Source organism: Dysosmobacter segnis (assembly GCF_014297285.1).
Lineage (GTDB): Bacteria > Bacillota > Clostridia > Oscillospirales > Oscillospiraceae > Oscillibacter > Oscillibacter segnis.
The window spans coordinates 115460-138792 of record NZ_JACOQI010000007.1; the positions used below are offsets into that span (position 1 = coordinate 115460).

Sequence of the window (23333 nt, forward strand, 5' to 3'; positions counted from 1 at the left end):
ATGGCGATCTACGCCGCATACAGGACTTCTCAGCCGCCCGATTATCGGACATACTCCCCGGAAGTTACCTCCTTGCGGAGCAATCTCCCGGTTCATCGCAATGTCTGCGCGCAGAAAGACTTCCACCACGCGGACTTGATTATCATATCGGATATTCAGCGGAATGTCAAGACCTTTTTCTCTGTTTTTCATAGTTTTTTTGAAATTTTTTTGGCAGTACGCGGATGCACACGGCAGCGGGGCAAATGTTCCCCTCCGGGCTATTTTCCGCTCCGGTATTCTATTCCCGATCAGGCCGCATCCGCATATTATATGGTGTATCGATCCGGCACAAAGAACACCGGGATGCTATGCACCCCGGTGTTCCTTATTATATATGTCCTCAGATACCCAGCTTGGCCTTCAGTGCGGAGATCATCTCCTGGTACTCTCCATCCGTCAGGTATACCGGCTCCGGGTTGGTGATGGCAAAAGCCCCGCCGAACTCAAAGCCGCCCTCATACTTGGGGACGATATGGAAATGCAGATGGGGATTCGTGTCGCCGAAGGAGCCCAAGTTCAGCTTCGTGCAGCCCCACAGCTCCTTGATGGCGCCGCTGGCCTTAGCCAGATCCTCGGCAAAATCCGCCCGCTCCTGATCCGTGCACTCGCACAGTTCCTTTTTGTGGGCCTTCAGAGCCAGCGCGCAGCGGCCCTTGTGGGCCTGATCCTTGAAGAGATACAGCACACCGGCCTTCATCTCCCCAACCTTGAACATAATGGCCTCCCGGCCCTCGTGGTGCTCATCGCAATAGAAACAACCCATTGGCATTTTCTCCTTTCAAAGTCAGGGACGGTTCCCTGTTAGCCTTAACATACTGCTTGCCAGCGGTTTTGTCAAGGAAAAAACGGACCGGAAAACCGGTCCGTTTTGTTTATTTCCGTTTTTCCATATAGAGCAGGTTGTCCTCTCCCGCCCGGACACGGTAGCCATTGGGATTCACCCAGCCCATGTGCTCGTAAAAGCCCAGCGCCATGTCCGAGGAGGTCAGCCAGACCCGCTGGGCCTTCGCCGCCAGCTCGTCGGCCTCCAGCGCCTCAAACAGCTCCCGGCCATAGCCCTTGCCGATGCTCTCCGGGGCAAGGAAGGCCGCCACGATCTCCGCCTCCGTCTCGCCGTCCGGCAGGACGGTGCCGGAGCCGACGATCTGTCCGTCCTCTTCCAATACATAGGTATGGCCGGTCTCAGACAGCTCAACCATGGTCTCCGGAGAATAGTGGGGGATCAGGTAATCCAGTTCGGATTTGGGGCTGGTGTAATTGACTTCCCGCAGAGTGCGGCGGATCATAACAGAGAGGGTCTCCTCATCGCCTTTTTGGAAGCGCCGGATGGTCAGCATGGTCCTACCTCCTTGATTTTATTATACAGACAGGGTGTCCGCCAGTACCAGGCCGGGATTGTGCTTGGTAAGGAAACCCACGCTCCACTCGCCGTCAAAGGCCAGCAGATAGCGGTCCCGGAAATCCTGCAGCACAGCGGCGCCGGTGCAGAGCACGATCTCATCGGGGTGGCAGTCCATGGATTCAATGAGCCGCAGATGGTCATAGGGCAGGCTGGTCATCCGCAGATCCACGTTGTACTCGTTTTTCATACGGTACTCGAACACGTCGAATTGCAGGGTGCCCACCACGCCTACGATGACCTCCTCCAGGCCCGCGCCGGGGATCTTGAAGATCTGGATGGCGCCCTCCTGTGCGATCTGCTCCGTTCCCTTGATGAACTGCTTTCGCTTCATGGTGTCCTTGGGAGACACCCGCATAAAGTGCTCCGGCTCAAACGTGGGGATGCCTGAATACCGGAACTTCTTCCCCGGCACGGTGATGGTATCGCCGATGGCGAACAGGCCGGGATCGAACACGCCGATGATGTCGCCGGCGTAGGCTTCCTCCACGATCTCGCGCTCCGCGGCCATCATGGTCTGGGGCTGGCTGAGACGCAGCTTTTTGCCGCTCTGGACATGGTAATATTCCGTATCCCGCTCAAACTTGCCGGAGCAGATCCGCATGAAGGCCAGCCGGTCCCGGTGGGCCTTATTCATGTTGGCCTGAATCTTAAACACAAAGGCGGAGAAATCCGGGGAAAACACATCCACCTCGCCCTGATCGCTGACGCGGGGCAGCGGAGCGGTGGTCATCCGCAGGAATTCCTCCAAAAACGGCTCCACGCCGAAGGTGGTCAGAGCAGAACCGAAGAACACGGGAGATAGGGTGCCGTTCCGGACGGCCTGCATATCAAAGTCCCGTCCGGCTCCCAGCAGCTCCACCTCGTCCCGCAGCTTGGCGGCCTTTTCCGTGCCCAGTGTCTCGTCCAGTGTGGGGTCCTCCAAGGCTACCTCCATGGAGTTGACCTTCTTGCCCCGGGTTTCGCCGGAGAAGAAGAGAATCCGCTGCTTTTCCCGGTCGTAGACACCGGCAAACTCCTTGCCGCAGCCGATGGGCCAGTTGACGGCGTAGGTGTCGATACCCAGTTCCCGCTCTACCTCCTCGCACAGCTCCAAGGGGTCACGGGTCTCACGGTCCATCTTGTTGATAAAGGTGAAAATGGGGATGTGTCGCAGGGCGCAGACCTTGAACAGCTTCCGGGTCTGAGGCTCCACGCCCTTGGCGCCGTCGATGACCATGACGGCGCTGTCAGCAGCCATCAGGGTCCGGTAGGTGTCCTCGGAGAAGTCCTGATGGCCGGGGGTATCCAGAATGTTGATGCAGAAGCCGTTGTGCTGGAACTGCATCACGGAGCTGGTGACGGAAATGCCGCGCTGCTTTTCGATCTCCATCCAGTCAGAGGTGGCAGCCTTGGCCCGCTTGCCCTTGACCTCACCGGCCTGCGCGATGGCGCCGCCGTAGAGCAGGAACTTTTCCGTCAAAGTGGTCTTACCGGCGTCCGGGTGAGAAATGATAGCGAATGTCCGCCGCCGGGAAATTTCTTCTTCTAATGTTGGCATGATATTCCTCCTGAATTCATATACACAGACTTAGCTACTCTAACACATCTCCCCTGCTCGCGCAAGGGAAAAACGGGGAAAACAGGCGAAATTGCCCGGTTTCCCCCATCGTCAGAGGTCCTTTGCCGCATATTTCTTCAAAAGGTCCTCGATGGCCTCGTCCAAAAGCTTTGTTTTAGTCAGGCGTGTCTTTTTAGAAAGTTCATTGAACGGCTCCACCAATTCATTGGCCAGCGAGGAAACGAACTTTTTACGATTTACTAATACAGCTTCACCCATGTAGTAACCTCCATTGCACTATATATGCACTATATCATGCCCATTTTTTCTTGACAAGTCGTTACCTCATGGTATATATATAGTAATATACTAAGTACCATATAGGGGTGTTTTTATGAATTTACAGGACGATACCATTCAACTGCTGGTGGATCTGGTGGAAAAGGAGCAGCGGCGGCTGGATCAGTTTCAGCCGGACAGTCAGGACTACGCCCGCCGGTTTCATGCCCTGATGGACCGCTTTGCCGACGATCAGCCGCTGCGAAAAGAGCTTTTGGGGCTGGCGGACCTCCACGGTCTCATCAACTGCCGCCACAAGCACTTCTTTTTTCAGGCCGGCGTCCAGCTGGGTCTGGCTTTGGGCAGTATCGCCGTTTTGCAGGACCGGTAAATCTTGAAAAATCTGTCGAATTGTGGTATTTTTGAGGAAGAAACTTCTTCCGCAAGGATGGATGTGCTATGAATGCAAACGCGATCCGCCTCCGCAGCGGCACCTTAGATTCCCTTCGGGGACTGACCCTGTTCAGCATGATCGCCTATCACCTCTGCTGGGATCTGGTGTATCTCCGGGGCCTGCCGTGGGCCTGGTATAACGGCTTTTGGGCGTATATCTGGCAGCAGAGCATCTGCTGTACCTTCATTCTGCTCTCCGGCTACTGCTGGCAGATGGGTCGGCATCCTCTCCGCCGGGGCCTTATGAGCTTCTGCGGCGGAATACTCGTGTCTCTGGCAACAGCTCTGGTAACGCCGGAGGAGCCGATCCGGTTCGGCGTGCTGACTTTTTTAGGGACTGCCGCCCTGCTGACTGTCCCTCTCCGTCCTCTGTTGGCCCGGATTCCGCCCCGGCTGGGGCTTGTCCTCAGCTTTTCCCTGTTTCTGCTGGCGCGGGATGTGAATCACGGCTATCTCGGCTTTGCTTGGGTGCCGCTGCTGCGGCTACCCCGTGGCTGGTACACAAATCTCGCCACCGCCGGTCTGGGTTTTCCCGCCCCCGCCTTTGCGTCCTCAGACTATTTCTCCCTGCTGCCGTGGCTCTTTCTGTTCTGGACCGGGTTCTATCTCTACCGACTGCGGCCGGAGATCCCCGCCCTGCCGGATATTCGCCTGCCGGGGCTGTCCGTTATAAGCCGTCACTCTCTGCTGCTCTATCTGCTGCATCAGCCGGTGCTGTACGCCGCGCTGGTGCTGCTGCCCACCATTTTGTAAGGAGGTCCTTCCTATGTCCCATCAACTGATCGTAGCCATCGGCCGGGAATCCGGCAGCGGCGGACTGGATATCGCCCATGCGCTGGCGGAGCGGCTTCAGCTCCCCCTGTTCGACAAGAGCATTCTGCAAAAAGCCGCAGAGGACAAGGGCGTCAGCGCCGAAACGCTGGAGCGCTACGATGAGCGCCCTTACTCCCCCCTGTTCTGCCGCTCCGTCCGGGGCATCAGCAGCGCCCCGGAGGACTGCGTGGCCCAGATGCAGTTTGAGCTGCTGCGCCAGCACGCTAACGCCGGAGAATCCTTCGTGGTACTGGGCCGCTGCGCTGAAGAGGTGCTGGCGGACCGGGAGGGACTGGTATCCATCTTCGTCCGGGCGGATCTGGATTTCCGGGTCAAGCGCACCCCTCTGCCGGAGGAGGAAGCATTGGACTTCATCAAGCATCAGGACCGGCAGCGGCGGATCTACCATGACCAGCACTGCAAAGGTGACTGGGGCGATGCCAAATGTTACGATCTGGTGATCAACAGCGCCCGACTGGACATCCCCGGCACCGTGGATATTCTGGAACAATACATCCGCTCCCGGGCCGCTCAGTTCGATGATCGGCCTGCCGGTGAATAAAGGAGGTCCTATGTCCGTACAAAAGAAAGAAAAAGCCATGTGGGAAATGCTGGACCGTTTCTTTCTCCGGGTCCTGGGGGAAAAAGAGGGAACGGCGGTCATGGCGGAAAGCCGGGAAGAAGCCGCATCGTTTTTAGCCAGCTCTCAGGAGACCTCCCCCTCCCGGCGCGCCCTGATGCAAAGCACGATCCTGCCGCGGGTCGCAGTCTACACTGTATTGAAGCACCGGGGGCTGGATGCTGAAAAGCTCATGGAGAAATATGTGCGGGAGGTACAGGGTCCCGCCTCCCATGACCGGTACGCCGGTCTGGAATGGGTTCCCCGTTTCTTCTCGGTATTTCGCTGGGCCTTCCGGAAAACGACCTCCTCCAGCGACGCTTGGGTCAGCACCTTTGAGGAACAGCCGGAGGAATTTGACCTGACCATCCACCAGTGTCTCTGGCATGATACCTGCGTATCATGCGGCTGTCCGGAAGTCTGCCGTTTTTTCTGCGAATGTGACAATTACGCCTTCGGTGATCTGAAAAAAGTCGGTTTCCGACGCACCCAGACATTGGGGACCGGCGGTGATTGCTGCGATTTCCATTTCTACAAGAAATAACAGAGACGGCGCTGTCCCAAAAGGGCAGCGCCGTTTTTCTACGGTATCCCATAAAGTCCCGTCAGCGGATCCCGGAACAGGGCGATGTGGGGCGGCGAAAAGGTCCACCAGACAAACAGGAACGCCAGCACCCACAGCCACACCAGCCCCGCCACCTGGCATCCCATCTTCCAGAGCCGCCGCTGACGGTGAAGCAGATCGTCCAGCCAAAACGTCACCGCCGCCGACAGATAGAAGATGGCCGCGTCCGCCCAGAGTGTGTGATCTCCCCAAACGCCGGTGTAGGTATAATACAATGTGGGGATCAGGGCCAGTCCCGCCGTGACGCTGACCGCCCGGGCCGCCAGCAGGCCGTCCCGCTCTCCCATGCAGAATTGCGCCGCCGTAAAGAGGAGCACCGGGAAAAACAGCAGCTTCATGTGCTCCCATACGGATTCATTCACAGCGCAGAACACCCCCGCCAGCAGCGCCCCGCTGCTCCACCTGTACGCGAAGTGGGCCAAGGTACCCAGCACCGCCGCCGTAAGAAAGCCCGTCAGGGGCCAGAACCGCCACCGTCTCCCCATAATGACCTCCCGCCCGAAAAATAAAAGCACAGCATTTGACTGTGCTTCCATTTTATGCGATTTATTTTATTTTATGCGAAAACGGCCTGCACCAGAACCATGTACAGCGCCGTGCCCCCGGCGATAGAGAACAGCACGTTCCGTTTCCACAGATGCAGCCCCACCACGGCGGCAGAGGCCAGCAGCTCCGGCGCGCCATGGGTCCCGGAGAGCCAGGAGACGTTTTTGAAGCAGTACACCGTCAGCAGGCCCATCATGGCGGGCGGCAGCACCTTGCCCAGATACAGCACCACCGCCGGCGGGTCCTTCTTCTCCGGGAAGAGCCAGAAGGGAAGCCAGCGGGTGAACTGCGTCCCCACAGCGATGGCCAGAATGGTGATGAGGGCCTGAACGCTTGTCATTTGCACAGTTTTTTCCTCCCTCCCAGTAAAACGGCCAGCAGTAAGATCATGGCAGGGATCAGGAAATTATCCGGGCCAAACACAGCCAGACTTGCGGCGGTGCAGACCATGCCGATGATCCCGGCGGCCCGGTTTTCCTTTTTCTTCACCTGTTCCAGCAGCAGCACGATGAACAGCGCCGTCAGCGTAAAATCCAAACCGGTCGTGTCAAAGGTAAGCAGCCCGCCCACAGCGTTCCCCAGTGTGCAGCCCACCTGCCAGTAAAGGTAGTCCAGCAGTGAGATCCAGAAGTAGAAGTCCCTCCGGGCTACGCCCTCCGGCGGCTCCAGTGTGGATACCAGAGAAAAGGTCTCGTCCGTCAGGGTACAGATCAAAACAGGGCGAACCGGGCCGGTGCCCCGGTACTTTTCCAGCATGGACAGGCCATAAAAGGCGTGCCGGGCATTGACCATCACGGACATTAGCAGCGCCTGAAAGGGGTCGAAGGCCGCCGTCAGCAGCGAGACGCCCACAAACTGCATACTGCCGCAGTAGCAGATCATGCTCATGGCGATAGACCAGCCGATCCCATATCCGGCGGTCCGCAGCAGGATGCCGAAGGCTGCGCCCAGACAGAGATACCCCGTCATCACCGGAATGGTGGCGGGAAATGCGGCCCGCAGAGCGGCGCTTCGATTTTTCACGATGGTTTCATGTTCTTCCATATGCACTACCCATTTCGCAGGCAATTTTATACGCAGAGTATACCGCCGGAAGGTTCCTCTGTCAATTCCGTTTCAGGATATAAAAAAAGAGCTGCAAGGCTCTTTTTTTATGCACTATGATAGGCTGCGCTTTCGCCCCTAAGTCATCTGATACACAGCTTCATCAGCGGCTGTCTGCGCATTTTCTCAAAGACGCTTGGGTAACTTCGAAGGTCCTTACATTTTCTCCGGAGCATCCACGCCGATGAGCTTCAGGCCGTTCTTCAGCACCATGCGGGTATCGTCCGCCAGCTTGAGACGGGCGGCAGCCACCTGCGGCTCCTCGCCCCGGATGCGGCAGGCGGTGTAGAACCGGTGGAAACAGGCCGCCAGCTCCTGCAGGCAGCGGTTGATGTGGCTGGGGTCATAATCCCGGGCCGCCAGCTTGATCTCCTCGCAGTACTGAGCGATCTGCTTGATGAGGGCCTTTTCTGCTTCGCCGGACAGCAGGCTCAGGTCGGCGGTCTCTGGCACGGTCACGCCGTCAGTCTCCAAGGCCCGCAGCAGGGAGCAGATCCGGGCGTGGGCATACTCTACATAATAAATGGGGTTCTCGCTGTCCTCCCGGACGGCCAGACCCAGGTCGAATTCCATCTGCGTGTCGGGCTTGGCGTTGAAATACCAGCGGGCAGCGTCCACGCTGACCTCGTCCAGCAGATCGTGGAGGGAGATGGCCTTGCCGGTACGCTTGGACATCCGGACCACCTCGCCGTCCCGCAGCAGCTTCACCAGCTGCATGAGCACGATATCCAGCCGCTCGGAGCCATTGAGGCCCAGCGCGTCCAGCGCGCCCTTCAGACGGGCCACATGGCCGTGATGGTCGGCGCCCCAGATGTTGATGACCTTGTCGAAGCCGCGGACGGCAAACTTATTGCGATGATAGGCGATGTCCGCAGCGAAGTAGGTGTAGAAGCCGTTGGCCCGGCGGAGCACGTCATCCTTCAGATCCAGCTTTTCAATGTCCGCTTCCTTTTTGCCCTGCTTGCGGAAGTGCTCCCGCAGAATATCGGCCGTCTTCATCCACAGAGCGCCGTCCTTTTCGTAGGTCCAGCCCTTTTCCGTCAGCAGCTCCACGGTCTCGGCCACATAGCCGCTCTCGTGGAGGGTAGACTCGTAGAACCAGGTATCGTAATGGATCTTATAGCGCTCCAGATCCGTCTTCATGCGGGGCAGGTTCACAGAAAGGCCGAACTGCGCCAGCGCGTCCTGCCGCTTCTGCTCGGAGGCATTCAGCAGGCTGTCGCCGTGCTCGTCATAATAGGCCTTGGCCAGTTCCTTGATGTCCTCGCCCTGATAGCCATCCTCCGGGAAGGCGATGGAATCCTCGCCATTGATAAGCTGGAGGTAGCGAACCTCGATGGAACGGGCAAACTTGTCGATCTGGTGTCCGGCGTCGTTGACATAGAACTCTCTGGACACATCCGCGCCGCAGGCGGCGAGGACGGAGGCCAGAGTATCGCCCAGCACGCCGCCCCGGGCGTTGCCCATGTGCATGGGTCCGGTGGGGTTGGCGGAGACAAACTCCACCATGATCTTCTGACCCTTGAGACTGTCATTGGTGCCGTAGACGTCCTTCTCCGTTTCCACGGCGTTCATGACGCCGGCATACCACTGGTCTCCCAGTCGGAAGTTCAGAAAGCCGGGGCCAGCGATCTCCGCAGAGGTAAAGTAGGTGCCGGCGAGATCCATGTGGTCCAACAGCGCCTGAGCGATCACGCGGGGCGGTTTGCCCAGTGCCTTGGCGGCAGCCAGAGCAAAGGTGGTGGTATAGTCGCCGTTGGCGGTATCCTTGGGGATCTCTACGGGGGCGGTCTTGACCTCTGCCTCCGGCAGAGTGCCGTCCGCAGCAGCCGCCTTGTAGGCTGCCATTGCCAGCGCCGCAGCCTGGTCCTTCGCGTTTTGGATCATATTCGTCATATCGTTAAACCCTTTCTTCGGTTAAATTTGCCATTTATTTCCGCCGGACCCGGATCTTGAAGCAGTTCCGACCCGTGACCACGTGTTCTACCGCAATGGAATACTTGATCTCCATGAGTCCGCCCCGCTCCGTCAGGTTATGAAGCAGGCGGCTGGTCTGAATATCCACGGACAGTTCACCGTACGGCGTTTCATACAGGGAGGTGTGCTGCCGCCCCTCCTCAAACACCATCTGAGAGTTGACGCTGCCGCTGCGCCGCAGGATCACCCGGCCGGGGCCGATCTCAAAGGTGGTGAGGGTCCCCTCCATGCCGGTAAGCTCTGTCTCCTGATAGCTCAGAAGGAAGCCGTCCTCCGTCTGTTCCAGTGTTCCCTCCGTCATCAGCTCCGTGGCGTTGGGGTCCACATCATCAAAATACTGTTCTCCCCGGACGGAGATCATCACCGGGAGCTTTTCTTGTTCAATACTGTTCAATGTCGATCCTCTCCGCCCCCCGGCTCAGGGGTTCTTCCAAAAATACCGCGGCCAGCTTCTCAAAATCCTCCGGCCGGTCGCTGACATAAAAGCGGGTTTCGCCCTGCTGCCGGTCCGTAAGCCGGCCCTCTGCCGCAAGCTGCTGCCGCAGTGCCCGGGCCGAGGCCGCGCCGGAGTCGATCAGGGTGACGCCGGGGCCGCAGATCTCCCCGATGATGTCTTTCAGCAAGGGGTAATGGGTGCAGCCCAGAATCAGCGTATCCACGCCGGCTTCTATCAGCGGCGTCAGGTATTCCCGGGCCACCGTCTCGATGACCACATCCCCCTGCCGGAACCGGCCGTTCTCCACCAGCGGGACAAACAGCGGGCAGGGCTGGCTGACCACCTGCACATCGGCGTCCAGACCCTTCAGAGTTCGTTCGTAAGCTCCGGAGCGAGCGGAGGCCAATGTGGCGATCATGCCGATCTTTTTATTTTTTGTGACAGCCAGCGCCTCCCGGCAAGAGGGCTCCACCACGCCCAACACAGGCAGATCATTTTCCTTCCGCAAAGTATCCAGAGAGGTGGAGGTCACTGTGCCGCAGGCGATCAGAACCGCCTTCAGGTCAAAGGACCGGAGAAAGGCGATGTCCTGACGGGCATATTTCAAAAGGGTCTCCCGGGAACGTCCGCCGTATGGCACCCGGGCGGTATCTCCAAAGTAGATCAGATCCTCTCCCGGCAGCAGACGCCGCAGGGCCTTCACCGCTGTCAGTCCGCCCAACCCGGAATCAAATACCCCGATAGGACGGTTATCCATACCGCTCGCCTCCTTTTTTCCAGGGTGTTCGTTCAGAAAGTATATTATACAATAGCCTCTTCCGCTGTGCAAGGGCAAAAGCGCCGTTTTTCGCAGTTGAAATTTGCCGGACGGCGGTTTTTTCGGTTCTGGAGACAGATTTTTGGCTTTTTGCCCGCTTTTTCAGGTAGCATTTTCAGATGGGTTCTGCTATAATACCCTCCATCAAAGGGATATGGGAGGTGGCTCCTTATGAAGCTCGAATTAACAGATCAGGAATTCCGGTATCTGCTGGATCTGGTATACATAGGAAACTGGGTGCTGAATTCCACCCGAGGTGATGACCGTATCGAGGAATACGATCAGGTGGAGGGCAAGGTCTTCTCCCACTGCGTCCCTCAGGGGATGCCCAAGCTGGTGGAGCGGTACCGGGGCAGTCTTATCCCCTCCCGCGCCTTTGCCGACGGCGGCATCCACGAGGCCATCGAGCAGTATGAGGATACGATCTTCTACGAGCTGCTGGCGGAGGAGCTGGCCCTGCGGGATCTGGACGGTCAGCCCCTGACCCGGGAGAATTACGACGCACTCATGGCGCGGATCGACGCCTATCTCTCTGAATTCGATGAGCACGGCACTGACCGGGTGACTGTGGATCTGGACGAAGGATAGTAAAAAGAGATCGAATTCCTTTTTTGTCCTTGACATAAAGTTAACTTCAGGTTTTATAATCATCTCAGGAAAGTTCTCAAAAGCTCTGATAAGGAGAATGCACTATGGCATCTAAAGTTTATTTCGCAGATTTCCGCTGCCCCAGCTGGCGGGAAAACCTGCCCCAGAAGTTGGCCCGGCTGATGATGACTGCCGGTTTCGGCGACATCGACATGGACGGCAAATATGTGGCCATCAAAATGCATTTCGGCGAGCCGGGCAACATGGCCTATCTCCGCCCCAACTGGGCCAAAACCGTGGCGGATCTGGTAAAAAGTCAGGGCGGCAAGCCCTTCCTGACAGACTGCAACACGCTGTATATCGGCGGCCGCAAAAACGCGCTGGATCACATGGAATCTGCCTACGTCAACGGTTTTACCCCCTATTCCACCGGCTGCCATATCATTATTGCCGACGGTCTGAAGGGCAATGACGAGGTAGCCGTCCCCGTGGAGGGCGGCGAGTATGTGAAGGAGGCCAAGATCGGCCGGGCGGTGATGGACGCCGATGTGTTCATCTCCCTGACCCATTTCAAGGGCCACGAGCAGGCGGGCTTCGGCGGCTGCCTGAAAAACATCGGCATGGGCTGCGGCTCCCGTGCGGGCAAGATGGAGCAGCACAACTCCGGCAAACCCTTCGTCAAGCAGAAGCTGTGCGTAGGCTGCCACGCCTGCGCCAAGATCTGCGCCCACGGCGCGCCCACCTTCGACGCCGACAACAAGGCCACCATCAACACCGATAAATGCGTAGGCTGTGCCCGGTGTCTGGCGGTCTGCCCCAAGGACGCCATCCAGTGCATGTATGACGAGGCTCCCTCCATCCTGAATTACAAGATCGCCGAGTACACCAAGGCGGTGGTGGACGGCCGTCCCTGCTTCCATGTGTCTCTGGTGATGGACGTATCCCCCAACTGTGACTGCCACGGCGAAAACGATGTGCCCATCGTGCCCAACGTGGGTATGTTCGCCTCCTTCGACCCTGTTGCTCTGGATCAGGCCTGTATCGACGCGGTGCTGGCCCAACCCAAGATGCCCAATTCCGCCATCGGCAGCGGCGAAGCCTGCCAGTGCGAGGATCATTTCAAGGCCGCTCATCCGGACACCGACTGGGAAGCCGCTCTGATCCACAGTGAGAAGATCGGTCTGGGCAGCCGGGAATACGAGCTGGTAAAAATCTAACCCCATGAACCGCCCGCCGGGGCTTGACACCGGCGAAGATGCCTGCTATATTGATAGAAGTCAAAATAGCGTGTTGAACGGAAAGAGTACCGTGTATCCAATGGGCAGAGAGGGCGCGTCACCGGCTGAAAGCGTGCCTGCGGCGGGGCATGGGAAGTGCATCCGGGAGCGCGGGGGATGCAGATGCCCTCCGGTTTGCCCACGTTACGGGCCTTGAGTGAAAAATGAGAGTGGAACCGCGGTTTTTTGATCGCCTCTCGTGCCAAACCGGCGCGGGAGGCGTTTTTTTCGTCCCGTGTCCGCGTCAAACAAATACCCGGAAAGGATGAATGTTATGTATCTTTACAACTCCGCTACCCATAAGAAAGCTGAATTCACCACCCACACCCCCGGCCATGTGGAAATGTATACCTGCGGCCCCACGGTGTATCACTTCGCCCACATCGGCAACCTCCGCAGCTATATCATGGAGGACGTGCTGGAAAAGTTCCTGCGCTATTCCGGCTACAGCGTCAACCGTGTCATGAACATCACGGACGTGGGCCACCTGACCTCTGATGCTGACGAAGGCGAGGACAAGATGCTCAAGGGCGCCCACCGGGAGCACAAGACCGTCATGGAGGTGGCCAAGTACTATACCGATGCCTTCTTTGATGACTGCCGCAAGCTGAACATCAAACGCCCGGACGTGGTGCAGCCCGCCACCGGCCTTATTGATGACTATATCAAGATCATCACCAAGCTGCTGGACACCGGCTACGCCTATCCTGCCGGCGGCAACATCTATTTCGACACCAGCAAGCTCCAGCGTTATTATATCTTTAATGACCACAACGAGGAGGATCTGGCTGTCGGCGTCCGTGAGGGCGTAGAAGAGGACACCAACAAGCGGAACAAGAACGACTTCGTCCTCTGGTTCACCAAGTCCAAGTTTGAGGATCAGGCCCTGAAGTGGGACTCCCCCTGGGGCGTGGGCTATCCCGGCTGGCATATTGAGTGCTCCGGCATCTCCATGAAGTACAACGGCGAGTATCTGGATCTCCACTGCGGAGGCATTGACAACGCCTTCCCCCACCACACCAACGAGATTGCCCAGTCTGAGAGCTATCTGGGTCATCCCTGGTGCCCCCAGTGGTTCCATGTGGCCCACCTGAACACCAACCACGGCAAGATGAGCAAGTCCAAGGGCGAGTTCCTCACCGTGTCCCTGCTGGAGGAAAAGGGTTATGATCCTCTGTCCTACCGCTTCTTCTGCCTCCAGAGCCACTACCGCAAGGCTTTGGTATTCTCCTGGGAGAATCTGGACAACGCCGCAGCCGCCTACGGCAAGCTGATCGCCAAGATCGCCGCCCTGAATCCAGAGGATGGCACCGTGGATGAAGCTGCTCTCAAGGAGTACAAGGAGAAATTCCTCCAGCAGATGGGCAACGATCTGAACACCTCCATGGGCGTCACCGCTCTGTATGATGCTTTAAAGGCCAAGACCAATGACGCCACCAAGCTGGCCATTCTGGGCAGCTACGATCAGGTACTGAGCCTGTCCCTGCTGAAAAAGGCCGCAGCGATGCGGGAAGCCAATGCCAAGGCCCAGACCGCCAAGGCCGAAGGCGGCTACACCGTCACCGGCGAGGGCGATCCCGCCATCGACGCGCTGGTGATGCAGCGCTACGAGGCCAAGAAGTCCAAGAACTTCGCGGAGGCCGACCGCATCCGCGATGAGCTGAAGGCTCAGGGCATCGAGATCGTGGACACCAAGGACGGCGCCAGCTGGAAGCGCGTTTAAGTTTTTCTGAATCGTGCAGCAAAGGGGGATGGCGTTTGCCATCCTCCTTTTTGTCCGTTTGTATGAAGCTCGTATAAAACGAAACACCATGACTTTTCGTCATGGTGGTCCGCTTTGGTGCGCCTGAAGGGACTCGAACCCACACGCTGAAAGCACGGGAACCTAAATCCCGCATGTCTACCAATTCCATCACAGGCGCGTGCCGTATATTTGATCTCATAGAGTATAGCACAGTTTTTCCTCTTGAACAAGAAGAATTTACGCGGTACAATGGGGTCTGAAATTATTCGCATGGAAATGAGGGATCGCTTTGTCCACACCCCGCATCGCTGCCATTCACGATCTGTCCTGCTTTGGCCGCTGTTCGCTGACCATTGCCCTGCCGGTACTCTCCGCCATGGGCTGCCAATGCTGCCCCCTGCCTACCGCCCTGCTCTCCGCTCATACCGGTTTTCCCGGCAATACCTTTTTGGATCTGACGGTGGAAATGGGCCGTATCGCGGATCACTGGGCCGCTATGGATCTGCAATTTGATGCCATTTACAGCGGTTTTTTAGGCAGTGCCGATCAGGTGGACACCGTGGCACGGTTTTTTGATACGTTCAAGAAATCTGGCACCGCCGTCATCGTGGACCCCGTCATGGGCGATCACGGCACCGCCTACCGCACCTGCACGCCGGATCTGTGCCGGGGAATGCGGGCGCTGGCAGAAAATGCGGATGTGATCACCCCCAATCTGACGGAGGCGGCGCTGCTGTTGGACCGTCCCTATGAGGAAATTCAGCGGACCGACGCCTACGAGGTGGTTCGCCGGTTAAGTGTGGGTGGACGGCGGTCTGTGGTGCTCACCGGCTACTCTTCGGAGCCGGGACAGACCGGAGCCCTGTGCTTTGACCGTGACAGCGGCGAGAGCAAAGCTGTACAGACTCCCCGGGAGCCGCAGGACTTTTCCGGCACCGGCGACCTGTTCGCCAGCGTCCTCGCTGGAGGGGTGGCAAGGGGTGTTCCCCTTTTTCAGGCCGCCCAAGCCGCTGCGGATTTTGTCCGTGATTGCATTGCGCGCACCTTGGCCGAGGGACTCACAGAGCAGGATGGCGTAGACTTTGAGCCGCTTTTGGGGCAGTTGACCAGCAGCAAATAAAAAAGGCCGGGAAGGATGATATCCTTCCCGGCCCTTTGTTGTTATTCATCCCGGTAACCCATGCTCCGCACATAGTTCAGGTTATCCCGCCAATTTTCCTTGACCTTCACCCAGGTCTGGAGATAGACCTTCGTGCCCATGAACTTTTCCATATCCGCCCGGGCCAGAGAGCTGATCTTCTTCAACATGGCACCCTGCTTACCGATGATGATGCCCTTGTGGCTGGCCTTTTCGCAATAGATTGTGGCGTCCACGTCCACCACCCCGGAATCCCGCTCGGAGAATTTGGTGATCTCCACGGCGGTGCCGTGGGGGATCTCCTTATCCAGACACAGCAGCAGCTTTTCCCGCAGCAGCTCGCCCATGACCTGCCGTTCCGGCTGGTCGGTGGTCTCTCCGTCCGGGAACAGCTGAGGACCTTCCTGGGCGTATTTCTGCAATTCATGCATCAAATCGTCCAGACCGCCGCCCTTATGGGCAGAAATGGGAATGATGGCGTCAAATCCGTCCCACACCTCGTTGTAAGCCGCGATCACCGGCAGCAGCTCCGCAGGCTCCACAGTGTCGATCTTGTTGATGCACAGGATGCAGGGGATCTTTTCCTCCCGGATGCGGTCGATCAGCGCCTTCTCCGGTCCTCCCACATGGGGGATGGGCTCCACCAGCAGCAGTGCGCAGTCCACATCGCTGAGGCTGGAGGTCACGACCTTTACCATGTAATCCCCCAGAGCGGACTTGGGCTTGTGCAGTCCCGGCGTATCCAGCAGAATGTACTGGGTGTCCTCCCGATTCACAATGCCGTAGATCCGGTTCCGGGTCGTCTGGGCCTTGTTGGAAACGATGGCGACCTTTTCGCCCACCAGCGCGTTGGTCAGGCTGGACTTGCCCACGTTGGGCCGTCCGCAAACGGTGATCATGGCGGTTTTTGTAATGTTTGACATAGGTGATCCTCAACTTTCTTTGAGCGTTTTCGTTTACGTTCCGCTCCATGCGGTCCGTTTTTTTAACATACCACAGATCTGCCGGAATTGCAACCGGATGTCAAATCTCTCCTCCGCCGATTTTCTCACCAGAGCGGCGGGGCATTCCCAGCGGCGGCAGTTCCACGCCCAAAATGAGTTTTACCAGCCACACAAAAAACAGCAGCACCAGAATCGGGATCAGGCAGGTAGTCACCAGCATAACTGCCAGGGCCTCCAAAAAGCGGTTCAGCACATTCCGCAGCTTCTCCACCGCACCGGCCGCAGCACCGGTAATGCTGTCCGCCACTTTGGAAAAGAATCCGGAAATACCGCTCTGTTCCGTTGCTGAGCCTTCATTCTGGCTGCTTTGAATGGTATCCGTAGCCTCCTTGGCCTCCTGAATAGTAGCCGCAATGGATGCCTGATAGGTATCCTCAATCAGGTCACTGACCCGGATCCCCACCGGGATTACCAGCATGATCGCTACGCCGAACAATGCCAGTTTCCACGCCAGCGCCCCTGCCGTCCGCCGCAGGCGGGGGAACAGTGCCGCGGCTGCAAAGGCGGCGCAGGCCGCCGGGATCAGGACCTTGAATGCCGCAGCGGCGGTGATGGTCAGCAAATATTTTTCCAGAAAAATGGCGCAGAGCACGATGAGAAAATAGCCGCTGAGATCCGCCAGCTTGTCCGCGATCGGCGTAGCCGTGTCGCCGGGCAGCAGCGTGATCGCCGCCGATGCTGCTGTGGAGGCCGCCGTTAGTTCCAAAACCGTCTCCTGCTTTTCCTCCAGTGCGGCGATAGACTTCTGGTAAAAGGCCGGATCCGTGGTGAGTTTGGCCACGCCGAATATGGAAGCCAGCGCCAAAATCACTGCCGCCGCCACACAGATTACTCTTATTCCGATTGTTCTGGTCATAGTACATTCCCCTTTGCAAGATATAATCTCATCATACCCCGCTCCGCTCTGTTGTCAAGCACTGGCTTTCAAGCAAAAAATCGGGGAAACTTTCATAAAAGCCTCCCCGATTTTTTGAATTTATTTTTGAAGCCGATGCAGAATTTCCGCCAATTCCCGTCGGGTAACGGCTTTTTCCGGCTCCGCAAGCTGAACCTCCGTCAGGATCCCAGATTTTCCTGCCCAGTTCAGGTCCGCGTTCCTCTCCTGTTTGGTCTCTTCCCAAAACAGGACCATCGTCGGCACCTTTCGGGAACTGGCCACCTTACCAGAGGGAAAAAATCCCTGGGTGGAACCGCCGCCGTCCAACATCAGCGCATCCGCCACGCCCAGGCCCAGCAGTTTGTTTTGAAGCTGCTCCCGGGTCAGGCTGGTCTTGTCGCACCACAGGCAGATCCGTCCATCCGGCATCCAGCCCACAGCTGTCCGGGCTGCGGAGCGGGCCACATCCGGCGTCAGGCTTCGCTCCAGCTTCGCCCCATTTTTCAAAAGAGGCACCCCGGAAAGAAAACTGCCGCCCCGATCCGTCAGCATCTGGGGCTTCCCATCAGAACCGATGGAAATTCCCCAGTCCTGATAGGCGTCCCGACTGATGACCTTGCCGTCGATCACCGTCCAGCCAACCGGCTGAAAGCTGCCGTTAAACAAATAGCCGTTGATGATGTGGCTGCATCCGGTCTCCCGCTTCACCTGCGCCAGAGGTTTCCGTTTGATGTTGTAATAGATCTGCGCTCTGGCGCAGGCAAATACATCAGTCATGGAGCCGGACGGCGCTCTTGGCGTAGCCGTCCTCGTCATAACTGACTGCAAACCTGCCGCCGGGGATCCACTGGATCTGCTCAGTCCCGGCAAATTCCATTCTGCGGCGCATATCCAAGGTACGCCGGGCCTCCTTGGGTTCCTCTTCCGCAGGGATAAAGCCCTCCTCCATCTCTGCATCGGTCCAACCGGCCACGCCGCCGTCGGGATTCAAGTGGAAGTTGGCCCCAGCCGCCTTCAGCTCGGCATTGATCTCTTCAATGCTCTTGCCGGACTTTTTCCCCTCGCTGATGATTTTCTCAAACATCTTTTCCATCTTCGCGCTCCTTTCCGCCCTCAGTCCTTCATCTGTTTGCTGATCTGATCCACTCCTGTGGCCGCGAGGCCGCTGACGATTCCCACCGCAGCGGCGGTCAGCGGGTCCGCCGCCGGAAAATCCGTCATGACCAGCATTCCCACAACGCCCAAGATCCCCCCGCAGACACCCACGATCACCGGGATCCACTTGTTATCCAGACCGGACACCTTAACGATCCAACCCACAAGGTAGCAGATCACCGTGATCGCCGCCACGCCTGCCATACCAAATGCCGAAATGTCCATCCTTACTCTCCTCTCTGTCCGCCATCTCAAGAGATTGGCTGACGCCGCTGTCCCCGCTCTAACTGCTCCAACCGGCGGTCCATGCCCCGGATCTGTTCCTCCACCACCGGCACCCGCCGTGCGAAATGATTGTGCTCCCGGACTTCCCGGGTCAGCTCCGTGAGCTTCTCATCCGTTACCGCTTGGGCCGCCCGGTTGCTCAACAGCACCCCCAGCAGCGTCACACAGCCGGTGATGGCGGCGGTTATGATCTCACTCATGTCTCATTCCTCCGGCGGCACCGCCAGTTGAAAGCTCTCCCAGGTATGCTGTGCCGTCTCCACCTCATCCCATGTATATTCTGCCGCTTCACATTCTGCCCAAGTCAGATAGCGGAAGTAGAACTCCACCTCCAAATGACAGGGTAGAATATCTAAAATAATCTTCCTGATCTGGTCGAACTCCGCCGGCACACCGGCAGTTCTGGGAAATACGACCCGCAGGCTACCGTCCGCCTTTTCCTCCGCTCTGGCCCGGATGCCGCAGCCGGTGAGAGTATCGTTGATGGCCTCCGGTGTCAGGCTGTCCTCGCTGATCCGCAGCAGCGCGGCGATGGCCTCCCGGCGGTCCTCTTGGGTCACGGCCGCAGGCTTGTGAGCAAACAATACCTCCCGGCGGTCAAGGCCCTCGCTCTCCGCCGTGGCCAGCAGGCTTTCCCGTTCCACCAGTTCTACCAGCCCACTGACGCTGTCCAGCTCCCCGCCCAGCGCCGCCAACTCGCCGCCGTTATGGGGTGCTCGGAGATCGTAGAGGCCCAAGGGGGCCAACAGGCGAATCAAATACTGCTCATACACACGCCTCACGCCTCCTCTGTCACTGTCACCGTCCCCAATACCGGCAGCACCGTGTCATTGGCCTCCAGATCAGCTGACGGGGCCGTAATATGACAGTTCTCTACACCCGGCAGAGCATAGATCCTGCTGTTCAGCTCCGCCAGCTTCACGCCCCTGCCTAACAGCTTTCCGTTGAACTGCTCCGCCAGATCAGCCTCCACCGCAGTCTTCACCTTGGCAAAATCCGTCCCTTCCGCCGTTTTTACCGTCACCGCCACGTTCACTGTCGCAGCCGTGGGCGCTTTTACCTGCACGTTCACCGCGATCTCCCGGCTTTTCTGAAAAACCGTCTGAAGCTCTGTCAGCAACTTCTCCGAGGGAATACCATCCGGTGCCGATACATACACATCCACTGTCCCGGCGCCCCGGGCTTTTCCCACCGCCTTGGCCGCCGCCACACCCTCGTGACGGCAGGCGGTCAGCTCATACCACGCGGCGTTGGCTCCATTGGGCAGCCGCTGAAAGTTGTCCAAAATCCGCTGCCGCAGTTCCTCATCCGTTTCCTCCGACAGTCCGCCCGTAAATGCCTTTTCATTGGTGACTGCCGTCACCGCCACGGGACACGCCGTCAGCACATGAACGGTTCCGGCTCCCACGTTCCCGCTACTGCCAGCCTCCACGGCCTCCGCCGCCACGGTCACCGAAATCTCCCCAGCCAGGATCGTCCCCGGCTCCATAGTCCGGAACCGGACAGTTCCCTCCGTCATGCACACCGTTCCGGTCTCCACGCTCACCGCGCCGGTCTGTGCGTTGGACAGCCGAAAGGTCAACTGACCGGTCGCCCTGCTGGGTGCCTGTCGGACGATACCTCGCATGGCTCCGTGGCGGTCCAGATAGACCCCTGCAGCTGTCTGTGGAAAGCTCTGCCCCAGCACCCATTCCGCCTGTGCCTCCAACGCCTGGATCTGTGCCGCTGCCGCCCACAGCCGCACCGACAGGTCGCAGTCCTCCTGAAGCTGTCCGCCCCGCCGCTTGGCGTAGGCCGACAGCATTTCCCGATAGATTGTCTCCGTCGCTCTCACATCGTCACTCCCTCCTGCCCCAAGGCCACCTCCGCCGTCAATCGGCGTTCGTCTTTGACGGCGTTCACCGTCAGGGACGCCTTTCCGCCGTTCTCCGCCAGCGTCACCTGCTCTACCGTCAGGCCCGGCTCATCCCGGAGGGCCTCCAGTACATACTGTTCCGCCGCAGCCTGCCGTTCCGCAGGACGCAGCCGGTCCAAAGTCCACAGTCTGCTGCCGAAGTCCTCCATAAAGGGAAACTGCCCCCGCCGGGCAGTCAGCTTCATCAGCATCCGCTGTAAAACTGCCTCGTCTCCCTTCGCTGACCGCAATCCGTTTCCCTGCGGCACATAATCGCCGTTCACCAGCATCAGCATTACAGTCCTCCTCCGCAAGTACAGGGTTTATAGAGTTCCCCGTTAACAAGAAGCTGTCCTCTGATGGATATTCGCCCTGTCAGTTCAATAGTCCCATCCTTCTGCAAATACACATTGCTGCCCTTCGGACCGTAAATATAGACCTCCCCCGGCTGCATCCCCTTTGGAACCTCTGCCTGTTTACCGCCGCAGACACACTGCTCCTCTCCGCCGGGGCCGCCCTTAATGACCAGCACGGAAGCCCCGCTCTCCGGCAGCCACACATAACCGCCCGGACCGTAGATGGGTAACTGCCGCACTTCGCCCCGGGTCACCACTCCCATCTGATCTCCCACTATGGTAGAGATCCCCTGGTCGGCATCCGCCGTGGGGACCGCCTGCTTCATGCTCTGTGCCAGCCACATTTCAACCACACTCCTTCAATGTCCAGATCATCACGGCTCCTTCTCTGGCGGAAAACCGGTTTTCCGTCTCCGCCACCCGGTAATTTCCGGTAAGGCCCAGCTTTTCCAGTCTCACCGTCACCCGATCCCCCGGAAATGCGTCAAAGCTCCCCGGCAGCGTTACCGTCACCGCCTGCTCCTCCTTTTTGGATTGTTGGATCTGGTATTCTCCCGTATAGCGCATGGCATCCCAGGTGCTCCGCCCCGGCGTATAGATCACCCGGCGGCACTGGCCGCCCTTGGCGATCATCTCCGGATTTTTCACAGAGTAGCTGACATTCTGCCGCTTGTCGATGACCAGCGCCTCCGTCAGCACGCCATAGTGATCCTCCCGGATCCGGCAATTCAGCACCGGACTGCCGCTGTCAAGGATGATTCTCTTTCCGCTGTCCTGCTCCGGTGTTGCCAGCAGCTCTCCGGTTTTGGCAAACCGAGGCAGGAAGCCTCCATAGGTCCGGCAAAACTCCGAAATCACCTTCCATTGGCTGATCCCCACCCCAGCGGTATAGGGCACCGTGGACCTCAGATCCACCGCAGCCTCGCAGGAAATGCCATAAGGCTCCGCGTGACAGCGGATCAGTTCCCGCAGCGTCACCTGCTCATAGGTCACAGGCCGGGACTCGTTATCCAACAGCCGTGCGGCGTATCCCCGGCCGGACAGTGTCACCGTCATCCCTCTGCTGCCCAGTTCCACGGTATATTCGTCCACGATTCCCCGTAACTGTGTCATTCCATTCTCAATGGCGGCGAAACCCGCCGCCATTCGCAGCACTGTCAGCATTTCCGGCTGATACACCGCCGTCACGGACCAGCTGTCGCAGGGCACCGTCCCCGTATGTCTCACGTTCCAACTCAGCAGCGGCGGCAGATCATAGACATGATGGTCTGCCGTAAAGATCCGTCCTGTCACGGCAGCCTCACCTCATTCCCTGGATAAATGAGATTGGGATTTTTGATCTGTGGATTGGCAGCGATCAGGCTGCTCAAAGTCACGCCACAGCGCCGGGCAATGCCCCACAGGGTATCCCCCCGCTTCACGGTGTATACCCGCCCGGCTCCATGGGTCTCTTCAGACGCCGCCAAGCCGCTCCCCGGCCACGTCCTGCTGTCATTGTTTTCCGTCAGGCCACCATCATAGCCGCTGTCATCCTCCCAGAACGCAAAGCTGTACCGTACATAGTCCGGCCGTGGCTCCTCCGTCACGGACAGGGAGACGAAATACGCCCGGTCCGTCCGCCACACGGGATGCGTCAGCATCCCCGCTCCCGGTTCCTGAAACACCGCCGCCAGTGCTTTGAATTCCTCATAGGCCCCCGGCCCCGCAAACTCACCTTCTCCCCGCAGGATCCGGCAATTTACGCCCAGATCCTGCAAAACGCAGCCGCCCAATGGTACCTTATAGGCCGCCATCTGCCGCCGGTATTCCACTACAAAGGTCTCCGGATTGTGTGGCCAGGTGTAATTTTTATAGCGCATGGAGGATAATCTCATGCCATTCCTCCCTCTTAAAACATGGTAAATCCGCCGTCATACCGCCGTGCGTCCCGCTGAACAGCCCGGGAGATGTCCTCTGCCTCCATCGCCGCCCCGCTTCCTTCCGCCATCAGTAACCCCGGCAGGGTCCCCGCAGAAAACGTCTCACTCCGCCAAAGGGCATCCGCCCGACGGGCCTGTTGAAATTCTTCTGCCTGCGCCGTCAGCCCATCCAGCAGTCTGTCATCAGCTTCCGCTCTGTCCCACGCTTTCCGCTTTGCCGATGACAGTGCTTCACCGCTTTCCGCCTGACCAATCAGCTTTCCCTGTTCCGCCGTTGGACGGGAGATCCCCTTCTCCTGTCCAGCAGGCGCTTTCTCAGCCCCCTCTGCAGCACGGCGGAGAACTTCCTCCTCCGCCGTGGTCTCCTCTTTGGAGGGACTGCCGGTCAGCAGACGGTTCAGCGCTGCCTGCTGGCGGCGCCGCAGCTCCCATAAATAGTCCACCGG

31 protein-coding genes and 1 tRNA gene are annotated in these 23333 nt (G+C 58.5%); 8 read left to right on the plus strand and 24 right to left on the minus strand.

Annotated features, from left to right (window positions below):
• Nucleotides 1-382: 382 nt before the first annotated feature.
• The 4 genes from H8Z83_RS09090 to H8Z83_RS09105 form a co-directional block, all read right to left on the minus strand.
• Complete coding sequence (locus tag H8Z83_RS09090) at nt 383-805, minus strand: HIT family protein (RefSeq protein ID WP_243184856.1); 423 nt, start codon at nt 803-805, stop codon at nt 383-385.
• 109 nt (nt 806-914) lie between these two features.
• A complete protein-coding gene (locus tag H8Z83_RS09095; RefSeq protein ID WP_187014725.1) occupies nt 915-1379 on the minus strand; it encodes a GNAT family N-acetyltransferase in 465 nt (154 codons plus the stop codon).
• A 21-nt stretch (nt 1380-1400) separates the two neighbouring features.
• Entirely contained in the window at nt 1401-2981 is a 1581-nt protein-coding gene (locus H8Z83_RS09100; RefSeq protein WP_187014726.1) for a peptide chain release factor 3, read from the minus strand.
• A gap of 111 nt (nt 2982-3092) precedes the next feature.
• On the minus strand, nt 3093-3260 hold the full coding sequence (locus tag H8Z83_RS09105; RefSeq protein ID WP_187014727.1) for a ribbon-helix-helix domain-containing protein: 168 nt from the start codon (nt 3258-3260) through the stop codon (nt 3093-3095).
• A 115-nt stretch (nt 3261-3375) separates the two neighbouring features.
• On the opposite strand from H8Z83_RS09105, the gene H8Z83_RS09110 reads away from it, so the two are divergent.
• The 4 genes from H8Z83_RS09110 to H8Z83_RS09125 all read left to right on the plus strand — a co-directional run bounded on the left by H8Z83_RS09110 (nt 3376) and on the right by H8Z83_RS09125 (nt 5689).
• Nucleotides 3376-3651, plus strand: a complete 276-nt coding sequence (locus H8Z83_RS09110; RefSeq protein ID WP_187014728.1) for a hypothetical protein — start codon at nt 3376-3378, stop codon at nt 3649-3651.
• 68 nt (nt 3652-3719) lie between these two features.
• A complete protein-coding gene (locus H8Z83_RS09115) occupies nt 3720-4466 on the plus strand; it encodes a heparan-alpha-glucosaminide N-acetyltransferase domain-containing protein (protein ID WP_187014729.1) in 747 nt (248 codons plus the stop codon).
• A 13-nt stretch (nt 4467-4479) separates the two neighbouring features.
• Nucleotides 4480-5088, plus strand: coding sequence for a cytidylate kinase-like family protein (locus H8Z83_RS09120; protein WP_187014730.1), 609 nt, complete (start codon nt 4480-4482; stop codon nt 5086-5088).
• A gap of 10 nt (nt 5089-5098) precedes the next feature.
• Nucleotides 5099-5689, plus strand: coding sequence for an L-2-amino-thiazoline-4-carboxylic acid hydrolase (locus H8Z83_RS09125; protein WP_187014731.1), 591 nt, complete (start codon nt 5099-5101; stop codon nt 5687-5689).
• A gap of 38 nt (nt 5690-5727) precedes the next feature.
• Here H8Z83_RS09125 and H8Z83_RS09130 read toward each other — a convergent pair whose 3' ends face one another.
• The 6 genes from H8Z83_RS09130 to murI all read right to left on the minus strand — a co-directional run bounded on the left by H8Z83_RS09130 (nt 5728) and on the right by murI (nt 10590).
• A complete protein-coding gene (locus H8Z83_RS09130; protein WP_187014732.1) occupies nt 5728-6255 on the minus strand; it encodes a DUF6512 family protein in 528 nt (175 codons plus the stop codon).
• A 71-nt stretch (nt 6256-6326) separates the two neighbouring features.
• On the minus strand, nt 6327-6656 hold the full coding sequence (locus tag H8Z83_RS09135; protein WP_187014785.1) for a branched-chain amino acid transporter permease: 330 nt from the start codon (nt 6654-6656) through the stop codon (nt 6327-6329).
• Nucleotides 6653-7360, minus strand: coding sequence for an AzlC family ABC transporter permease (locus tag H8Z83_RS09140; RefSeq protein ID WP_187014733.1), 708 nt, complete (start codon nt 7358-7360; stop codon nt 6653-6655). The genes H8Z83_RS09135 and H8Z83_RS09140 overlap by 4 nt, the downstream gene beginning before the upstream one ends.
• A gap of 216 nt (nt 7361-7576) precedes the next feature.
• Nucleotides 7577-9316, minus strand: coding sequence for an arginine--tRNA ligase (gene argS, locus H8Z83_RS09145; RefSeq protein WP_187014734.1), 1740 nt, complete (start codon nt 9314-9316; stop codon nt 7577-7579).
• Nucleotides 9317-9350: 34 nt separating this feature from the next.
• A complete protein-coding gene (locus H8Z83_RS09150; RefSeq protein WP_243184858.1) occupies nt 9351-9791 on the minus strand; it encodes a YwiB family protein in 441 nt (146 codons plus the stop codon).
• The gene (gene murI / locus H8Z83_RS09155; protein WP_187014735.1) at nt 9778-10590 is read right to left on the minus strand and encodes a glutamate racemase; all 813 of its coding nucleotides are present in this window, start codon (nt 10588-10590) and stop codon (nt 9778-9780) included. Before murI ends, H8Z83_RS09150 begins: the two co-directional genes overlap by 14 nt.
• 231 nt (nt 10591-10821) lie before the next feature.
• On the opposite strand from murI, the gene H8Z83_RS09160 reads away from it, so the two are divergent.
• The 3 genes from H8Z83_RS09160 to cysS all read left to right on the plus strand — a co-directional run bounded on the left by H8Z83_RS09160 (nt 10822) and on the right by cysS (nt 14238).
• On the plus strand, nt 10822-11238 hold the full coding sequence (locus H8Z83_RS09160) for a hypothetical protein (protein ID WP_187014736.1): 417 nt from the start codon (nt 10822-10824) through the stop codon (nt 11236-11238).
• A gap of 104 nt (nt 11239-11342) precedes the next feature.
• A complete protein-coding gene (locus H8Z83_RS09165; protein ID WP_187014737.1) occupies nt 11343-12455 on the plus strand; it encodes a DUF362 domain-containing protein in 1113 nt (370 codons plus the stop codon).
• A gap of 334 nt (nt 12456-12789) precedes the next feature.
• Nucleotides 12790-14238: a cysteine--tRNA ligase gene (cysS, locus tag H8Z83_RS09170; protein WP_187014738.1), complete on the plus strand. Its 1449-nt coding sequence runs from the start codon at nt 12790-12792 to the stop codon at nt 14236-14238.
• A gap of 115 nt (nt 14239-14353) precedes the next feature.
• Here the strand turns inward: cysS and H8Z83_RS09175 are convergent.
• Nucleotides 14354-14437 (minus strand) — tRNA-Leu (locus H8Z83_RS09175).
• 111 nt (nt 14438-14548) lie between these two features.
• Between H8Z83_RS09175 and H8Z83_RS09180 the strand changes: the two genes are divergently transcribed.
• Nucleotides 14549-15379 carry a pyridoxamine kinase gene (locus H8Z83_RS09180; RefSeq protein WP_187014739.1) on the plus strand — a complete coding sequence of 277 codons (831 nt, stop codon included), beginning with the start codon at nt 14549-14551 and terminating at the stop codon, nt 15377-15379.
• A 41-nt stretch (nt 15380-15420) separates the two neighbouring features.
• On the opposite strand, the gene era is transcribed toward H8Z83_RS09180, so the two are convergent.
• From era to H8Z83_RS09245, 13 genes are all read right to left on the minus strand, one after another.
• The gene (era, locus tag H8Z83_RS09185) at nt 15421-16320 is read right to left on the minus strand and encodes a GTPase Era (RefSeq protein ID WP_187014740.1); all 900 of its coding nucleotides are present in this window, start codon (nt 16318-16320) and stop codon (nt 15421-15423) included.
• A 100-nt stretch (nt 16321-16420) separates the two neighbouring features.
• Nucleotides 16421-17257 carry a hypothetical protein gene (locus H8Z83_RS09190; RefSeq protein ID WP_187014741.1) on the minus strand — a complete coding sequence of 279 codons (837 nt, stop codon included), beginning with the start codon at nt 17255-17257 and terminating at the stop codon, nt 16421-16423.
• A 120-nt stretch (nt 17258-17377) separates the two neighbouring features.
• Nucleotides 17378-18055 carry a phosphodiester glycosidase family protein gene (locus H8Z83_RS09195; protein ID WP_187014742.1) on the minus strand — a complete coding sequence of 226 codons (678 nt, stop codon included), beginning with the start codon at nt 18053-18055 and terminating at the stop codon, nt 17378-17380.
• Nucleotides 18048-18371 (minus strand): hypothetical protein, encoded by a 324-nt coding sequence (locus H8Z83_RS09200; protein ID WP_187014743.1) that lies wholly within the window; start codon nt 18369-18371, stop codon nt 18048-18050. The genes H8Z83_RS09195 and H8Z83_RS09200 overlap by 8 nt, the downstream gene beginning before the upstream one ends.
• 20 nt (nt 18372-18391) lie before the next feature.
• Nucleotides 18392-18658: a phage holin family protein gene (locus H8Z83_RS09205; RefSeq protein ID WP_187014744.1), complete on the minus strand. Its 267-nt coding sequence runs from the start codon at nt 18656-18658 to the stop codon at nt 18392-18394.
• A 26-nt stretch (nt 18659-18684) separates the two neighbouring features.
• A complete protein-coding gene (locus H8Z83_RS09210) occupies nt 18685-18918 on the minus strand; it encodes a hypothetical protein (RefSeq protein WP_187014745.1) in 234 nt (77 codons plus the stop codon).
• A gap of 3 nt (nt 18919-18921) precedes the next feature.
• Nucleotides 18922-19491 carry a hypothetical protein gene (locus H8Z83_RS09215; protein ID WP_187014746.1) on the minus strand — a complete coding sequence of 190 codons (570 nt, stop codon included), beginning with the start codon at nt 19489-19491 and terminating at the stop codon, nt 18922-18924.
• Between the two features lie 5 nt (nt 19492-19496).
• Nucleotides 19497-20552, minus strand: a complete 1056-nt coding sequence (locus H8Z83_RS09220) for a baseplate J/gp47 family protein (protein ID WP_187014747.1) — start codon at nt 20550-20552, stop codon at nt 19497-19499.
• Nucleotides 20549-20908 carry a hypothetical protein gene (locus tag H8Z83_RS09225; RefSeq protein ID WP_187014748.1) on the minus strand — a complete coding sequence of 120 codons (360 nt, stop codon included), beginning with the start codon at nt 20906-20908 and terminating at the stop codon, nt 20549-20551. Before H8Z83_RS09225 ends, H8Z83_RS09220 begins: the two co-directional genes overlap by 4 nt.
• Nucleotides 20908-21312, minus strand: a complete 405-nt coding sequence (locus tag H8Z83_RS09230; protein WP_187014749.1) for a hypothetical protein — start codon at nt 21310-21312, stop codon at nt 20908-20910. Before H8Z83_RS09230 ends, H8Z83_RS09225 begins: the two co-directional genes overlap by 1 nt.
• Nucleotide 21313: 1 nt before the next feature.
• Nucleotides 21314-22261, minus strand: coding sequence for a hypothetical protein (locus H8Z83_RS09235; protein WP_187014750.1), 948 nt, complete (start codon nt 22259-22261; stop codon nt 21314-21316).
• Complete coding sequence (locus H8Z83_RS09240; protein ID WP_243184862.1) at nt 22258-22842, minus strand: LysM peptidoglycan-binding domain-containing protein; 585 nt, start codon at nt 22840-22842, stop codon at nt 22258-22260. Before H8Z83_RS09240 ends, H8Z83_RS09235 begins: the two co-directional genes overlap by 4 nt.
• A gap of 14 nt (nt 22843-22856) precedes the next feature.
• On the minus strand, nt 22857-23330 hold the full coding sequence (locus H8Z83_RS09245) for a hypothetical protein (protein WP_187014751.1): 474 nt from the start codon (nt 23328-23330) through the stop codon (nt 22857-22859).
• Between the last annotated feature and the right edge of the window lie 3 nt (nt 23331-23333).

Bases quoted from the DNA above. Each gene is read 5' to 3' on its own strand.
- H8Z83_RS09090 (WP_243184856.1), bottom strand. From the start codon at position 805: ATGGGTTGTTTCTATTGCGATGAGCACCACGAGGGCCGGGAGGCCATT.
- H8Z83_RS09095 (WP_187014725.1), bottom strand. From the start codon at position 1,379: ATGCTGACCATCCGGCGCTTCCAAAAAGGCGATGAGGAGACCCTCTCT.
- H8Z83_RS09100 (WP_187014726.1), bottom strand. From the start codon at position 2,981: ATGCCAACATTAGAAGAAGAAATTTCCCGGCGGCGGACATTCGCTATC.
- H8Z83_RS09105 (WP_187014727.1), bottom strand. From the start codon at position 3,260: ATGGGTGAAGCTGTATTAGTAAATCGTAAAAAGTTCGTTTCCTCGCTG.
- H8Z83_RS09110 (WP_187014728.1), top strand. From the start codon at position 3,376: ATGAATTTACAGGACGATACCATTCAACTGCTGGTGGATCTGGTGGAA.
- H8Z83_RS09115 (WP_187014729.1), top strand. From the start codon at position 3,720: ATGAATGCAAACGCGATCCGCCTCCGCAGCGGCACCTTAGATTCCCTT.
- H8Z83_RS09120 (WP_187014730.1), top strand. From the start codon at position 4,480: ATGTCCCATCAACTGATCGTAGCCATCGGCCGGGAATCCGGCAGCGGC.
- H8Z83_RS09125 (WP_187014731.1), top strand. From the start codon at position 5,099: ATGTCCGTACAAAAGAAAGAAAAAGCCATGTGGGAAATGCTGGACCGT.
- H8Z83_RS09130 (WP_187014732.1), bottom strand. From the start codon at position 6,255: ATGGGGAGACGGTGGCGGTTCTGGCCCCTGACGGGCTTTCTTACGGCG.
- H8Z83_RS09135 (WP_187014785.1), bottom strand. From the start codon at position 6,656: ATGACAAGCGTTCAGGCCCTCATCACCATTCTGGCCATCGCTGTGGGG.
- H8Z83_RS09140 (WP_187014733.1), bottom strand. From the start codon at position 7,360: ATGGAAGAACATGAAACCATCGTGAAAAATCGAAGCGCCGCTCTGCGG.
- argS (WP_187014734.1), bottom strand. From the start codon at position 9,316: ATGACGAATATGATCCAAAACGCGAAGGACCAGGCTGCGGCGCTGGCA.
- murI (WP_187014735.1), bottom strand. From the start codon at position 10,590: ATGGATAACCGTCCTATCGGGGTATTTGATTCCGGGTTGGGCGGACTG.
- H8Z83_RS09160 (WP_187014736.1), top strand. From the start codon at position 10,822: ATGAAGCTCGAATTAACAGATCAGGAATTCCGGTATCTGCTGGATCTG.
- H8Z83_RS09165 (WP_187014737.1), top strand. From the start codon at position 11,343: ATGGCATCTAAAGTTTATTTCGCAGATTTCCGCTGCCCCAGCTGGCGG.
- cysS (WP_187014738.1), top strand. From the start codon at position 12,790: ATGTATCTTTACAACTCCGCTACCCATAAGAAAGCTGAATTCACCACC.
- era (WP_187014740.1), bottom strand. From the start codon at position 16,320: ATGTCAAACATTACAAAAACCGCCATGATCACCGTTTGCGGACGGCCC.
- H8Z83_RS09190 (WP_187014741.1), bottom strand. From the start codon at position 17,257: ATGACCAGAACAATCGGAATAAGAGTAATCTGTGTGGCGGCGGCAGTG.
- H8Z83_RS09195 (WP_187014742.1), bottom strand. From the start codon at position 18,055: ATGACTGATGTATTTGCCTGCGCCAGAGCGCAGATCTATTACAACATC.
- H8Z83_RS09200 (WP_187014743.1), bottom strand. From the start codon at position 18,371: ATGGAAAAGATGTTTGAGAAAATCATCAGCGAGGGGAAAAAGTCCGGC.
- H8Z83_RS09205 (WP_187014744.1), bottom strand. From the start codon at position 18,658: ATGGACATTTCGGCATTTGGTATGGCAGGCGTGGCGGCGATCACGGTG.
- H8Z83_RS09210 (WP_187014745.1), bottom strand. From the start codon at position 18,918: ATGAGTGAGATCATAACCGCCGCCATCACCGGCTGTGTGACGCTGCTG.
- H8Z83_RS09225 (WP_187014748.1), bottom strand. From the start codon at position 20,908: ATGCTGATGCTGGTGAACGGCGATTATGTGCCGCAGGGAAACGGATTG.
- H8Z83_RS09230 (WP_187014749.1), bottom strand. From the start codon at position 21,312: ATGTGGCTGGCACAGAGCATGAAGCAGGCGGTCCCCACGGCGGATGCC.
- H8Z83_RS09240 (WP_243184862.1), bottom strand. From the start codon at position 22,842: ATGAGATTATCCTCCATGCGCTATAAAAATTACACCTGGCCACACAAT.